This is a genomic window from Streptomyces panaciradicis (assembly GCF_023516615.1).
GTDB classification, from domain to species: Bacteria; Actinomycetota; Actinomycetes; order Streptomycetales; family Streptomycetaceae; genus Streptomyces; species Streptomyces panaciradicis.
Genome location: NZ_JAMGBF010000174.1, coordinates 18,362 through 30,217 on the forward strand (window position 1 = coordinate 18,362; position 11,856 = coordinate 30,217).

The 11,856-nt window shown below is 73.3% G+C and carries 10 protein-coding genes; 7 read left to right on the forward strand and 3 right to left on the reverse strand.

Annotated elements, in window-relative coordinates; translation table 11 throughout:
• Positions 1 to 60 precede the first annotated feature (60 nt).
• Positions 61 to 3,111, reverse strand: a complete 3,051-nt coding sequence (locus tag M8J74_RS38260) for an AfsR/SARP family transcriptional regulator (RefSeq protein ID WP_249840841.1) — start codon at positions 3,109 to 3,111, stop codon at positions 61 to 63.
• Between the two features lie 174 nt (positions 3,112 to 3,285).
• On the opposite strand from M8J74_RS38260, the gene M8J74_RS38265 reads away from it, so the two are divergent.
• Both M8J74_RS38265 and M8J74_RS38270 read left to right on the forward strand, forming a co-directional pair.
• On the forward strand, positions 3,286 to 4,656 hold the full coding sequence (locus M8J74_RS38265; protein ID WP_249840842.1) for a helix-turn-helix domain-containing protein: 1,371 nt from the start codon (positions 3,286 to 3,288) through the stop codon (positions 4,654 to 4,656).
• Positions 4,657 to 4,786: 130 nt separating this feature from the next.
• Complete coding sequence (locus M8J74_RS38270; protein ID WP_249840843.1) at positions 4,787 to 5,713, forward strand: ornithine carbamoyltransferase; 927 nt, start codon at positions 4,787 to 4,789, stop codon at positions 5,711 to 5,713.
• Between the two features lie 100 nt (positions 5,714 to 5,813).
• Here the strand turns inward: M8J74_RS38270 and M8J74_RS38275 are convergent, their stop codons facing one another.
• Together M8J74_RS38275 and M8J74_RS38280 are read right to left on the reverse strand one after the other, a co-directional pair.
• Positions 5,814 to 6,026: an MbtH family protein gene (locus M8J74_RS38275; protein WP_058927850.1), complete on the reverse strand. Its 213-nt coding sequence runs from the start codon at positions 6,024 to 6,026 to the stop codon at positions 5,814 to 5,816.
• Between the two features lie 149 nt (positions 6,027 to 6,175).
• On the reverse strand, positions 6,176 to 6,457 hold the full coding sequence (locus M8J74_RS38280; protein ID WP_249840844.1) for a hypothetical protein: 282 nt from the start codon (positions 6,455 to 6,457) through the stop codon (positions 6,176 to 6,178).
• 439 nt (positions 6,458 to 6,896) lie between these two features.
• On the opposite strand from M8J74_RS38280, the gene M8J74_RS38285 reads away from it, so the two are divergent.
• From M8J74_RS38285 to M8J74_RS38305, 5 genes are all read left to right on the forward strand, one after another.
• Positions 6,897 to 7,292: a cobalamin B12-binding domain-containing protein gene (locus M8J74_RS38285; protein WP_249840845.1), complete on the forward strand. Its 396-nt coding sequence runs from the start codon at positions 6,897 to 6,899 to the stop codon at positions 7,290 to 7,292.
• The gene (locus tag M8J74_RS38290; RefSeq protein ID WP_249840846.1) at positions 7,289 to 8,605 is read left to right on the forward strand and encodes a methylaspartate mutase; all 1,317 of its coding nucleotides are present in this window, start codon (positions 7,289 to 7,291) and stop codon (positions 8,603 to 8,605) included. Before M8J74_RS38285 ends, M8J74_RS38290 begins: the two co-directional genes overlap by 4 nt.
• Before the next feature lie 2 nt (positions 8,606 to 8,607).
• The gene (locus tag M8J74_RS38295; protein ID WP_249840847.1) at positions 8,608 to 9,624 is read left to right on the forward strand and encodes an asparagine synthetase A; all 1,017 of its coding nucleotides are present in this window, start codon (positions 8,608 to 8,610) and stop codon (positions 9,622 to 9,624) included.
• A complete protein-coding gene (locus M8J74_RS38300; protein ID WP_249840848.1) occupies positions 9,621 to 10,898 on the forward strand; it encodes a glutamate synthase-related protein in 1,278 nt (425 codons plus the stop codon). The genes M8J74_RS38295 and M8J74_RS38300 overlap by 4 nt, the downstream gene beginning before the upstream one ends.
• A gap of 127 nt (positions 10,899 to 11,025) precedes the next feature.
• The coding region (locus M8J74_RS38305; RefSeq protein ID WP_249840849.1) for an AMP-binding protein at positions 11,026 to 11,856 on the forward strand (831 nt) is incomplete at its 3' end.

Consider the following 11,856-nt stretch of genomic DNA (forward strand, 5'->3'; position numbering starts at 1 on the left):
CCCTTTCAGAAAGGGGCGGGCCACGGGGCGCAGTCGTACGGGCGCGGCGAGAGGCCCGGTTCAGCGGCGCCGGCCGGCCGGCACGCCCATCGCGGTGAACAGTTCCTCCGCGGACCGCTCGTGCCGGTCCGCCTCCTCGTTCCGGCCGAGGGCTGTCTGGGCGCGGGCGATGCCGGAGTGGGCGTAGGCCATCTCGATGCGGAAGTCCAGGGAGCCGGCCAGTTCGTAGGCCCGCTCGTGCAGGGACAGGGCGGGCGCGGCGTCGCCGCGGCGCAGCAGATAGCGGCCGACGGTGTTCTCGACCTTGGCACGGCGCAGGGGAGAAACGTTTGAGCTGACCGTGTTCAACGCGTGCTCCCCGAACTCGGCGGCCCGTTCGGCACGGCCCAGCCGGTGGCAGACCTCCGCCGACAGCGCGGAGGTCAGAGCCACCTGACCGGGGTCCCGGTTGTCCTCGCACAGCGCGCGGGCCTGCTTCAGGCTCACCTCGGCCGCTTCGTCGTCGCCGAGACAGGCCTGCGCGAACGCCAGGTCGGTCAGTGCGACGAGCTTGTTCTCGTGCCGCCCCAGTTCGTCGCACAAGGTGATCGCCCGGCGGGCGGCCGCCGCGGCCTCCTCGTGGCGGCCCCACTGCTCGTACAGCGTGCTGAGCAGTGTCAGGCTCTCCGCCTCCGCACGGCTCGCCCCCAGCTGGCGCTCGTAGGCGATCGACTTCTCCAGGTGGGACAGCGCCTGCGGGAAGTGCCCGAGCAGGCTGTTGAGCTGTCCCAGGGTGCTTTCGCTGTGCGCCATGGTCTGCAGGTCGCCCAGCTGCTCGGCGACGTCGCGGCCCTCGGTGGCGATCTCGACGGCCTCGGTGAACCGTCCGAGTTTCCAGCAGGCCACGCCCAGGTTGGACAGGCTGACTCCGAGGAGCGGCAGTTCGCCGAGCCGTCGCGCGGCCGACACCGCCTCCAGGCCCATCGTGCGGAACTCCTCCAGCTGTCCGCGGGCGCTGAGCTGGAAGGCCAGGTTGCGGGTCAGCAGCACGGTGTGCCGATCGCAGCCGAGCCGCCGGGCTACGCCGACCATGCCCAGCAGCGCCCCCTGTTCCCGCGCGAACCACTGCTCGGCCTGCCCGCGCCCGGCGAACTGCGGTACCGGCACGCGTGTCTCCTCGCGGCCGGTGGGGATCTGGCGGCGGCCGGGGAACATCACCTGGCACGCCGACTCGGCCGCCGTCAGGTAGTAGTCGAGCAGCCGGTGCACCGAGGCGTCGTCGTCGCCTTCCGTGGTCTCGGAGCGCAGGCTGTGCGCGAAGCTGCGCACCAGGTCGTGGAAGGTGTAGAGGCCGATCTCCGGCTGCTGCATCAGGTGCACGTCCAGCAGCAGTTCCAGGATGTCCTCGGCGTCCCGGGGGTCGGTGCCGAGCAGCGCGGCGGCGGCGTGCACGTCGATGTCGCCGCGCGGGTGCAGCGCCAGGATGCGGAACGCGGTCCGGCACTCCTGGTCCAGGGCCTGGTACGACAGCCGCAGGGTGGCGGCGACACTGCGCTGGCCGGAGCTGAGCTCGTCCAGCCGCCGTGCCTCGTCGCGCAGCCGGTCGGCCAGGTAACGCAGGGTCCAGCGGGGGCGGTTGCGCAGCCGGGCGGTGGCGATGCGCAGCGCGAGGGGCAGATGGCCGCACAGCCGGGCCAGTTCGGCGGCGGCTTCCGGCTCGGCGGCGTAACGCTGCTCGCCCAGGGTCTCGGCGACCAGCTTCGCGCACTCCTGGGGCGACATCACGTCGACGGAGATCCAGTGTGCGGAGTCCAGGTCCACCAGCCGGGCCCGGCTGGTGACCAGGACCAGGCAGCCCGGCCCGGTCGGCATCAACGGCCGTACGCCGTCGGCGTCGGCGGCGTTGTCCAGCAGGAGCAGCAGTCGCCGGCCGGTGATCGTCGCCCGCCACAGCGCCGTGCGGCCCGCGAGGTCCTCCGGGATGCGCTCGCCCGGTATCCCCAGGGCGCGCAGCAGGCTGTCCAGTGCTCCGCCCGGGGTGACCGGCTCCTCGCCGGGGGTGTAGCCGCGCAGGTCGATGTAGAGCTGGCCGTCGGGGAAGGCGTCGGCCAGCTGGTGCGCGGCGTGGACGGCGAGCGAGGTCTTGCCGCTGCCGCCCATGCCGTCCAGGGCCACGATCCGCGAGTGACGCGCGTAGTCCCGTCCCGCGCAGTCCAGTAACTCGGTCAGCTCCCGCTCCCGGCCGGTGAAGTCCGCCAGGTCGTAGGGCAGCGTGCAGAGCGCCTCCGCGGGCGCGGCCGGTACCGCAGCGGGCGGGGACGCCGGTGCCGGAGCGGGAACGGGAGCGGGAGGAGGGGGAGGGGGAGCGGCCAGCTCCGGGTCCTCGCGCAGGATGCCCTCGTACACCCGGGTCAGACCGGGGCCGGGGTCCACGCCCAGTTCCTCCACCAGGAGTTCGCGGACCCGGCCGTACTCCTCCAGGGCCTCCGCCTGCCGGCCCGCCCGGTACAGCGCCAGCATCAACTGGGCGCGCAGCGTCTCGCGCAGCGGGTGGCTTCGCACGAAGTCCCGCAGGTCCACGACGAGTTCGCTGCTCTCGCCGAAGCCGAGCCGCAGCTCGAAGAGGTATTCGGCGGCGGCGAGGCGGCGTTCCTCGAAGGCGGTGGCCGCCGCCTCGATCACGGGACCGCCGGCCCCGGACAGGATCGGCCCGCGCCACAGGCCGAGCGCCCGGCGCAGCGCCTCGGCCGCCTCGCCCGGCCGGGCCTCGCTCATGGCGTTTCTGGCCGTCTTCACCAGCAGCGCGAATTCGGTGAGGTCCAGCTGCTCGGGGGCGAGCACCGCGCGGTAGCCGGGGCCGTCGGTGACGATGACCTCGCTGCCGTCCGGGATGCGCCGCCGCAGGTAGGCGATGGCCTTGCGTACTTGGTGGGAGGCGGTGGCGGGCGGGTTCTGTGCCCATGCGGACTCCACGAGACGGCTGATGGGCAGCACGCGGCCGGGCTCGAGTAACAGGGTGCCCAGTACACGTTCTTGGATGAGTCCGCCTAACCGGAGCCGGGATCCGTCCGCCCAGCCCTCCAGTGGGCCGAGCACATTGAAGCGCAGTGAACCCGCCTCGGCATCGCTCATGCCGGTGCCTCCCCCAGGTCAAATCCCAGCCCGCCCCGGATCATAGCCCGTTCCCTGGCCCTGGGTAACGAGGCGGTACGCGTTCGGTAAGCACCGCCGTCACCGTGGGCCTACCAGGCGGGAGGTGGACAGGACCTCGCCGATGGGCCCCCACGCAAGTCAAGGAGAGTGGTCATGACGGAGCAGGCAGCGACGGACGGACTCGCGAGACAGCTGATAGCGGCACGCCGGTGGGCGGGAATCACCCAGGAACAGCTCGCCGGCCTGTCCACCGTCAGCGTGCGGGCCATCCGTGACCTGGAGCAGGGGCGGGTACGGCACCCGCGCCGGGAGACGCTCCGGCTGCTCGCCGACGCCATGCGGCTGGGCGACGTCCGCCGCGCCGCGCTGGAACTCGCCGTCGAGGGCGCACCCGCCGACAGCGTGATGCGCGACGCGTTCGGGGCCGAACTGGCGCCGCCGCCCGAGCCGTTGCGCCGTCTGGTCGGCCGGACCGAGGAGCTGCGGGCGCTGACCGGGCTGCTCGCCACCGAGCACGAGCGGCTGCTGACCGTGGTCGGTATCGCGGGCGTCGGCAAGACCCGGCTTGCCCAGGAGGCCGCGCTGCTGATGCACACCCGCGACCGGATGCCCGTGCTGTGGGTCGACATGGAAACGGCCGTCCCGCAACCGGTGTCCGCCACCGTGCGCAGTCCGCGCGCCGCGCTCACCGGCTGGGCGCGCTCCCTGGCCGTCGGCGGGCCGGGCCTGGACGAACTGGCCTCGGTCGTCGGTGACCGCGCCGCCCTCATGGTCCTCGACGGCCATGACGCCGTACCGCGCCTGGCCCCCCAGCTGCTGGAGCTCCTGCACGGCTGCGAACGGCTGAAGGTGCTGATCACCGCGCGGGAACCGCACCGCACCCCCGGCAACCGTCTGCTGCCGCTCGCCCCGCTCCCGCTGCCCGCGCCGCAGCCGTCCGCCGATGCCGCCTCACCGCTGCCGGGGCAGTCCCTCACCGCCGGCGAGCCCGCGCTGGAGCTGATGCTGTCCTACGTCGGCCACATGCGCCCCGACCTGCTGCCCACGGACTCCGTCGTGCGCACGGTGGCCCGGGTCTGCCACGCGCTGGACGCGGTGCCGCGGGCGATGGAGTCCGCCGCGTCCTGGCTGCTGCTGCACTCGCTGGAGGAACTGCTGGCCATTGCCCGGACCAGCCCGCTCGACCTGGTGGACGACGCGGCCCTCTCCGACGTGAACGAGGAGGGGCTGGGGGCCCTGCTCGCCGCGGCCGTGGACCGGCTGGACGACACCCAGGCCACCCTGCTCGGCGATTTGGGCGCGCTGGCCGACGGCTGGACCGCCGAGCAGGCCTCCGCCGTCCTGGCCGTCCCCGCCGCGACCGTGGCCCGCGAGGTGCACGCGCTGATGCTGCGGGGGCTGGTCCGCCGGCTGCCCGCCACGGGGGAGGGCGCCAGCCGGTTCGGCGTCCTCAACCTGGTCAGGGGGCTCGCGGCGGACCGCGCGGAGACGGCGGCCCGGCAGTCCGTGGCGCTGGTCCACTGACGCCCGGCCCGACCGGACCGCTGTCCCCTTTCTCCGCCTCACCCGCTGCCTCCCTCTCCTCTCCTTTCCCACCCTCCCTATTTCCTTCCGTCCTTGCCGACATCCGTACGTCACCGAAAGGCCTCCCGCCATGCGCAACCTGATCTCGCTCGCCGACCTCCGGCCCGAACAGCTCGCCCGTATCGTCGCCCGCGCCGTCGAGTTCGGCCGCGGGGACGTCACCGACCGCCCGCTGGCCGGCCGCCAGGTGGGCATCTACTTCCGCAAGTCCTCCACCCGCACGCGTACGTCGTTCTGGAGCGGGGCCACCCGGCTGGGCGCCGACGTCATCACCTTCGGCCCCGACGAGCTGCAGCTGTCCACCGGCGAGACCGTGGAGGACACCAGCCGCGTCCTGGGCCAGTACCTGGACGCCCTCGTCGTGCGCACCAACGGCGACGTGGAGGAGATGCGCCGGCTCGGCACCAGCCCCCACCTCGCCGTCGTCAACGCGCTCAGCCTGGACGAGCACCCCACCCAGGCCGTGGCCGACCTGACCACGCTCACCGAGCACTTCGGCAGCCTCGCCGGACGCCACCTGCTCGTCGTCGGCGAGGGCAACAGCTCCGGCGCCGCCCTCGCCCTGGCCGGCGCGCTCGTCCCCGAGCTGCGCGTCACCCTGCTGTGCCCCGCGGGCTACGAGGTCCCCAAGAGCACCCTGGACCTGGTCGAGGAACTGAGCGGCGGCCGGCACCAGGTCGTCCAGATCACCGACCCGGACGCCGTCCAGGGCCCGGTGGACGCGATCTACACCAGCCGCTGGCAGACCATGGGCGTGCCCAAGGCCGACCCCAACTGGCTGGCGTCCTTCGAGGGATTCCGGATCGACCGCGACTTCTTCGACCGCTACAGCGGCCCGGACACCGTCTTCCTGCACGACCTGCCCGCCGTACGCGGCCAGGAGGTCACCGACGAGATCCTGGACGGCGAGCGCAGCCTCGCCTGGCGGCAGGCGTACCACAAGATGACGGCAGCGATGGCGGTCCTGGAGTGGTGCGTGGTGGGGCCGCGGGACTGAGGGGCGCCCCCACCACCGGGGCCACACACATACGGGGCGGTGTCGGTACGGCTCGCGCAGAGCCACTACCGACACCGCCCCGTGTGCGGGCCGGACGGTTTCAGCCGCCCATCGCGGCCACCACCGAACGCGGCCGCAGGTCGGTCCAGTTGGCCTCGACGTACTCGGTGCACTCCTGCTTGCTGCCCTCCTCGCGCACCTGCTGCCAGCCGTCCGGGCGACGGACGCGGGCGGGCCACAGCGAGTGCTGGCCCTCGTCGTTGACCAGGACGACGAAACGGCCGTCGGCGTCGTCGAACGGGTTGGTTGCCATGGAAGTCACCTCTGTCGGTCCGTGGAACAGGTCGGTACGGTCGATCGCCACCGCACCGCTGCCCCGACGCTAGGCCTCCCGCCCCGGTCAACCGGGCAGCAACCGGCGGCAGTTGGGCGGCATGACACCGGCGCGGTGCGGCCGGCCGGTCAGACGGAGGCGCCGGTGACCTGCCGGGCGCGCGTGACGGCCACCCCGGCGGCGACGGCCGCGGCCCGTACCGAGCCGAGCGCCTCGCGCAGCAGCTCCGTACGCAGCTGGGGCTGGTCGGCCAGCTCCGGCCGGTCGGCGTCGAGCAGTTGCAGCGCCGCCTCCAGCACCGCGAACTTCGCCTCGCCCACCGGCTCATGGCGATCGGCCCGGGACATGGCCGCGCGCAGCGCCGCGGTCAGCGATGCGTCGGGGGCGGCGACAGGGACGAGCTGGGACATGGGTCCACTCCTTCGCAAGGTAGGGATGACGCCGGCCGCGCAGGTGTGCGCCTTCGCAGGCGTCCCTTTCACGCGCGTGTGGCCAGGGTGCGGGCGGGTGCCGGACGACCGCCGCGACCGCGCTCGACCACACGTCCCGCGCACCGGTGCGGCGCCGGAAAGCGACTGTACGCCGGGCCGGGAAGACCCGTGCCGACCGGCAGTGTCAACTGCCGCCCGGCTGCCGCCCGGGGCGCCGGTGAGCCGCCCGCCGCGTTCCTACGATCGTGGCGAAAGGAAGTTCCGAGCCAACCCCGGACCTCCTTCTCCCCGTGACTCCCATGATGTGGACGAAGTGATGACGCAGCCTGCGCAATCGGCGCCCCGAGATCCGTCCGGGCCGCTGGACGTCGTGGTCACCGGACTGCCGTCCGATGCACACACCTGGAATCTAGTGTTCATGCAATTGCTGCTCGAAGACCTCGGGCACCACGTCGTCAATCTGGGGCCGTGCATCGCGCAGGACGAGATCGTCGAGTCGTGCTGCAAGTACCAGCCCGACCTGCTCGTCGTCAGCAGCGTCAACGGCCACGGCTTCCACGACGCCGAGCAGCTCGTCCGGGCGCTGCGGGCCCGCTGGGAGCTGGCCGGGCTGCCGGCCGTCGTCGGCGGCAAGCTCGGCGTCCACGGCGCCGAGGGCCGCACCGGGCACCGCCGGCGGCTGCTGAGCGCGGGCTTCGACGCCGTCTTCCACGACGAGGAAGGCCTCGCGCCCTTCACGGCGTTCGTCACCGCGCTCGCCGCCGACCGCCCCCCGCCCGTGCCGGCCGGCGCCGGGGAAGGAGCGGGACGGTGACGTCCTTCGGACGGTTCGTGGCCGCCGCCCGGGCCCGGGGCGCCCTCGTGGTGCAGCCCCGGATGGGCTTCTCCGACCCCGCCCGGATGCGGGCCGGACTGCTCGCCACCAAGGGCGCGGCGGACGCGGTCGCCGGCACCCTCACCATCGACAGCTACACCCGCGTCGGCGACGAACCGGCCGCCGTACGCGCCCTCAACGCGGACGTCCCCCTCAACGGCTACCCCATCACCTCCTACAGCCCCCTCACCTCCCACTGGGTCCTGGACGGCATCCCCGGCCCCGACTTCCCCGTCCAGGTCCGCCACGGCTCGGCGAGCCCGCAGCGGATCGTCTCCGCGCTCGCCCGGCTCGGCCTGACCGCCACCGAGGGCGGCCCCATCTCCTACTGCCTGCCCTACGGCCGCACCCCGCTGGTGGACTCGGTACGCAACTGGCAGCAGGCCTGCGAGCAGCTGGCCGCGCTGCGCGACATCGGCGCCGCACCACACCTGGAGAGCTTCGGCGGCTGCATGCTCGGCCAACTGTGCCCGCCCGGACTGCTGGTGGCGATCAGCGCCCTCGAAGCACTCTTCTTCCACCGGGCCGGACTGCGGTCCATCTCCCTGAGCTACACCCAGCAGACCAACCCCACCCAGGACCGGCAGGCCGTGCGCGCGCTGCGCCGGCTGGCCGCCGAACTCCTGCCCGACACCGACTGGCACGTCGTGCTCTACACCTACATGGGGGTCTACCCCCGCACCCCGCACGGCGCCCGCGCCCTGCTGGAACGCTCCGCCGAACTCGCCGTCCGCGCCGGCGCCGACCGCCTCATCGTCAAGACCGCCGCCGAGGCGCACCGCATCCCGACCGTCGCCGAGAACACCCACGCCCTGCGCATCGCCGCCCGCGCCGCCGCCCGCACCACCGCACCGGCCCGCGCCGACGGCCACGACCGCACCGACAACCCCGTCTACGCCGAGGCCCGCGCCCTCGTGGACGCCGTACTCGACCTGGACGCCGACCTCGGCAAGGCACTGCTCGCGGCGTTCGAACACGGCTACCTCGACGTCCCGTTCTGCCTGCACCCCGACAACGCCGGCCGCACCCGCAGCCACATCGACGCGGCCGGCCGGATCACCTGGTCCGACATCGGGGCGCTGCCCATCGGCCGGGTCAGCGCACCGCGCGGCGCCCGGCTCACCGCCGGCGGCCTGTACGACGCCCTCACCTACGTCCAGCGCCGCTACGACGAGGCTCCCGCCCCCCGCTCCGCGCCCGGCCCGCAGCACCCGGCCGACGACGAGCACGCCCACGACCTGCTGGAGGTTTGACCGTGACCGTGACCACCCCCGAGGCCGTGGACGAGGCACCGGCGCCGTTCCCGGCCTCGCCCGACGCCCACCTCACCGACCCCGCCACCCGGGCCACGCTGCGCGTGCAGAGCCGCATGCTCGCCGCCACCCGCGCCTTTTTGACCGCGCACGGCTTCCAGGAACTCCTGCCGCCCCTCATCGGCCCGGTCACCGACCCCGGCATCCGTGGCTCCAAGCAGGTCGACGTCGACTTCTACGGCCACAAGTACAAGCTGATGACCAGCGCCATCCTCTACAAGCAGGCCTCGCTGCTCGCCTTCGACAAGATCTTCTACATCGCGCCCAACGTCCGCCTGGAGCCGGTCGAGACGGCCGTCACCCACCGCCACCTCGCCGAGTTCCACCAGATCGACGTGGAGATACGCGACGCGAGCCGCGAGGACGCGATGCTGCTGGCCGAGCAGCTCCTCACCCACGTCGTCACCGACGTTCTCGCCTCGATGCCGGCCGAACTCGACGTCCTCGGCCGCGACACCGAGACCCTGCGCCGGGCCGCCGGCGACGCCTTCGGCCGCGTCGGGCACGCCGAGGCCACCGCAGGCCTGATCGCCGCCGGGCACCCCCAGGACCCGGCCGCCGAGATCGACTGGCAGGGCGAGGAGATCGTCTCCGCCCGCGCCGAGCGCCCCTTCTTCGTCACCGACTACCCCAAGGGCTCGCGCGGCTTCTACGACAAGGAAAACCCCCAACAGCCCGGCGTGCTGCGCAACTTCGACCTCATCGCCCCCGAGGGCTACGGTGAGCTCGCCAGCGGCAGCGAACGCGAGCACGACTACGCCACCCTCGTCACCCGGATGCGCGAGACCGGCGAGAACCCCGCCAAGTACGGCTGGTACCTGGACCTGGCCCGCCGTGGCATCCCCGCCAGCTCCGGCTTCGGCATCGGCCTGGAGCGCTTCACCCGCTACGTCACCGGACGGCAGGCCGCCTGGCAGGCCAGCGCCTACCCCAAGCTCCCCGGGGTGGTGTCGGCGTGAACACCGCACTGGTCGCACACGGCTTCCCCGAGGAACAGGTCCGCGCCCGCGCCCGGCACGGCGCCGCCGCCGTCTTCCCCGCCCAGTCCGGCTACGGCAGCGGGCTCCTCGGCGCCGGCGCCTGCACGCCGGATGCGGACGACGAACTGGAGCGCATCCGGATCGTCCCGCCCGTCTTCATGCCCGAACGGCTCAAGAAACTCATCGACCTCGGCCGCGAACCCCTCTACAGCGACGTCGACCTGGAGACGGTCATCGGCGGGTTCACCAGCCGGATGCCGCTGTACGTCTCCGCGTTCGGCTCCACCCAGGTCGCCAGCCACGACCTCGGCGAGGCCGCCGGCCGGCAGGCCGCCCAGCTCGGCGTCCCGCTGGTCATCGGCGAGAACGTGGTCCCCGTCAACGGCTACCGCAGCGCCGACGACGCCGGCGTCAGCCCGCTGCTGGGCCGGATCGCCGCCTATGCCGAGGCCGCCGGCGCAGAGTACGGCGGCGTCGCCGTCCAGCAGTCCACCGAGGACGCCGACGCCGAGGTGTGGAACCTCATCTACAGCGACCCCGTCAGCGAACCCCTGCTCGCCACCGGCCGGCTCGCCTTCGAGCTGAAGGTCGGCCAGGGCGCCAAGCCCGGCCTGGGCGGCCTGACCGTCCTGGACCGCGACACCGCCGGCCGGGTCGCCGAACAGTACGCCACCGACGAGGTGTTCGGCGCCGACAGCGACCGGGTGCTGCGGGTCAGCAGCCCCGGCACCTTCACCGAGGAGATCCTGCGCCAGCAGGTCCGGCTCATGCGCAACAACTTCCCCCGCGTGAAGGTGTGGGTGAAGCTGCACCCCGGCCGGGACGTCGCCGAGGCGGCGGCCACCGCCTGGGCGGCCGGCGCCGACGCCGTCACCGTCGACGGCGCCGAGGGCGGCACCGCCTGGGCCCCCACCGGCTTCCTCTCCCATGTCGGGCTGCCGCTCGCCGACTGCCTGCGCCGCGTGGGCCGCAAGGACAGCTGCCTGCTGGCCAGCGGCCGCATGTGGGAGGGCACCCGCGCCGTCAAGGCCCTCGCCCTGGGCGCCCGCGCCGTCGGCCTCGGCCGCGCCGCGCTCCTCGCCGTCGACGAGGACCGCGAGGCCGGCCTGCGCCGCCTCGCCGAGGCCTTCGCCCTGGAGGTCCGGATGCTGACCAGCGCGGTCGGCAAGTACCACGTCAACGCCCTGGACCCGCAGGACCTGTTGTTCCCGGCCGCCTGGCGCATGCCCTCGGCGGCATCCGGCGCCGCCTGACCCGGCAGCGCGCCCTGCGCGCCTTTTCCGCACCGCACACGCGCTTCCTCAAGTCGTGGCCACACCGGTTTCCGGCTCGCCGCGAGACCCGTGCAGACCCCGAACCTTCGAGAATGGTGTCGAGAAGATGTCTCACCCGCACCCCGCCCAGGCCGTCACCCCCGTCGACCTCACCGCCTACAACGACACCGCCGCCCCCCTCCCCGAGGGCACGCTGCACGAGCTGTTCGCCGCGCAGGCCGCCCGCACCCCCGACGCGCCGGCGCTGGTGTGCGAGGGCCGTGAACTGACCTACCGGGCACTGGACCGGGCCGCCGACGCGCTCGCCCACCGGCTCCGGTCCCACGGTGTGCGCCCGGGAGACGCCGTCGCTCTCCTCCAGGACCGCTCCCTGGCCTACGTCGTCGCCGTCCTCGCGGTCCTCAAGTCCGGCGGCTGCTACGTCCCCCTCGACCCCCGCCAGCCCGAACAACGGCGCGCCTTCATCCTCGACGACACCGGCGCCGTCCTCCTCCTGACCGACCGCGACGACCAGCACGCCACCGCCTTCGCCGGTAGCGTGCCCGTCCTCAGGCTCACCGACGACGTCACCGAACCCGCCGCACCCACCGAGCCCCTCCAAGTGCCCGTGCATGCGGACCAGTTGGCGTATGTGATGTACACCTCGGGTTCCAGCGGGACGCCGAAGGGTGTGGCGAACACGCATCGCAATGTGGTGGAGCTGGCGCTGGACCCGTGGTGGGGTGCGGGTGGGCGGCACCGTCGGGTGCTGGCGTATTCGCCGCTGGCGTTCGACTCCTCGACGTACGAGCTGTGGGTGCCCCTGCTCAGCGGCGGCACCGCGATCGTGCTGCCCGCCCCGAAGCTGGACATCGCCGAACTGGCGAAGGCGCTCACCGAACACCGTGCTACCGCCGTGTACTTCACCACCGCGTTGTTCGATGCGATGGCGTCGGAG

Excerpts from the sequence above, each read along its gene's own strand:
- M8J74_RS38275 (WP_058927850.1), bottom strand. The coding sequence starts at position 6,026 with ATGGCAACCAACCCGTTCGACGACGCCGACGGCCGTTTCGTCGTCCTG.
- M8J74_RS38265 (WP_249840842.1), top strand. The coding sequence starts at position 3,286 with ATGACGGAGCAGGCAGCGACGGACGGACTCGCGAGACAGCTGATAGCG.
- M8J74_RS38270 (WP_249840843.1), top strand. The coding sequence starts at position 4,787 with ATGCGCAACCTGATCTCGCTCGCCGACCTCCGGCCCGAACAGCTCGCC.
- M8J74_RS38285 (WP_249840845.1), top strand. The coding sequence starts at position 6,897 with ATGCAATTGCTGCTCGAAGACCTCGGGCACCACGTCGTCAATCTGGGG.
- M8J74_RS38260 (WP_249840841.1), bottom strand. The coding sequence starts at position 3,111 with ATGAGCGATGCCGAGGCGGGTTCACTGCGCTTCAATGTGCTCGGCCCA.
- M8J74_RS38280 (WP_249840844.1), bottom strand. The coding sequence starts at position 6,457 with ATGTCCCAGCTCGTCCCTGTCGCCGCCCCCGACGCATCGCTGACCGCG.